This is a genomic window from Streptomyces ossamyceticus (assembly GCF_001418475.1).
GTDB lineage: Bacteria > Actinomycetota > Actinomycetes > Streptomycetales > Streptomycetaceae > Streptomyces > Streptomyces ossamyceticus.
On sequence record NZ_LIQX01000846.1, the window covers coordinates 1 to 1,652 of the forward strand.

2 protein-coding genes are annotated in these 1,652 nt (G+C 70.4%); both read left to right on the plus strand.

The window, feature by feature from the left end:
• The coding region (locus tag AOK15_RS39630) for a thioesterase II family protein (protein WP_167738918.1) at nucleotides 1-503 on the plus strand (503 nt) is incomplete at its 5' end.
• 344 nt (nucleotides 504-847) lie between these two features.
• Complete coding sequence (locus AOK15_RS39635) at nucleotides 848-1,399, plus strand: hypothetical protein (protein ID WP_167738919.1); 552 nt, start codon at nucleotides 848-850, stop codon at nucleotides 1,397-1,399.
• The last annotated feature ends 253 nt before the right edge of the window (nucleotides 1,400-1,652 follow it).

Sequence of the window (1,652 nt, forward strand, 5' to 3'; positions counted from 1 at the left end):
ACGGTGTCGGTCCCGCCCAACCCCCGGATGCGGCTGACGAGTTCGGCGTCGTCCAACGGCCGGTTCAGGTCGCGGTTGCGGCCCGGGGCCGCAACCGCGACCTGAACCGGCCGGTGGACGACGCCGAACTCGTCAGCCGCATCCGGGGGTTGGGCGGCACCGACACCGTGATCCTCGACGACCCGGAGCTGCTGGAGCTGGTCCTCCCTGCGCTGCGCGGCGACTACCGGGCCCTCGCCTCCTACGAGGACACCCCCGGCCGCCCCCTGACCTGCCCCGTGGTCGCCCTGGCCGGCGACCGTGACCCGGCGGCCACCGTCGAGGAGGTCCGGCCCTGGGGCGAGCAGACCTCGGGCGACTTCCACACCCGCGTGTTCGAGGGCGGCCACTTCTTCCTCAACGACCACCCCGAGGACGTCGTCGACCTGCTCCGCGCCCTGCTGCCACCCCGCACCGGCCGACCACCCCACGCCGCCCCGCACCGGCCCACCGCAGCCGGCTAGCCCCGCGCGGGCGGACCGCCTCCGGCTGGCCCCAAGGCCGTGAAGTCATGGCTCGGGTGGAGTTGTCCAACGGGTCTTGAGCTGTGGTTTCGTCGGACGTGAGGAGCGGAGCCCCGGCAGAACTGGCAGTCGACCAAGACAAGCCGTTCACGAGACTGGCGGCTCCGCTCACCACAGCCGGGAAACACACCGGCCTCTACCGGCTCGCCACCAGACTTCCAGGGGACGCGCCTGCTGCCTACGTAGTGGCTTCAGTGGTTTCCCCGATGGCCGCGCGGGCGAGGTCCGGGACGGTGAGCCGTGCTGTCGGCCGTCGGGGCGGGCGGCGGCGAGGCGAAGAGAAGATGAGGTTGTCCCAGAGACGGCGTGCCGCCCTGCGACAGCGCGTGCGGGAGATCGGGTTCGGCGGCGGGCACCGCGCGTACGCCATCACCGGAGTGCTGGGCAGCATGGGGCAGATGGCGTGGCGGACGGTCGAGGTACTGGGCGTCCTCGTGCTCGGCTTGCTGATCGTGCGGCGGCCCCCGTCCGCGCTGTTCAAGTTCGTGCTCCTGGCCGGGGTGTTGCTCGTCTGGATCGGCCTGAGGCTGGCATGGCGGCGACTGTCCGCCGCTCTCGACCTGAACCGGTGCTACCTCTACGCCGACGGCCTGGTCCTCACCGACCAGTTCGGTCGGTGGCGGACCTCGGCGGCGTGGGCGGACGTGACCCACATGAAGCACACGTACGGGTCCTGGTTGTTCACGGTGTCCCACCGCTTCGAACTGACACGGCGCGCCGCGCCGCCCATCGCGTTCAACGTCCTGGGGTCTCGAACCGACCTGGTCAAGGAGTTGCAGGCGCGGGCGGCACGGAACATGATCCCGCAGCAGAACGTGCACATCCGCGTTCACTAGGTCTAGGGCCCTTCTGACGGATCTCCGCGGCGTCGCGACGCCCGGCACGCACTCTCGCCGCACCGGACAAAAGCCCTAGTAGTGCTTGGTCAGGTCGGTTGTGGTGGTGCGTGTCTTCCGGGTTCGGTGTGGCGTTAGGCGGGTGTGACTCCGGACGAGATCGACTTGGTGCGCGGTGAGTTGGAGACGTTCGCGGCGGAGGTGTTCGAGCCGTTCGCGCGCAAGGACCAGCGCCGGTGGGGGCAGGTATACC

What these genes read in the sequence shown, in the direction of transcription:
- AOK15_RS39635 (WP_167738919.1), top strand. Translation starts at nt 848, where the DNA reads ATGAGGTTGTCCCAGAGACGGCGTGCCGCCCTGCGACAGCGCGTGCGG.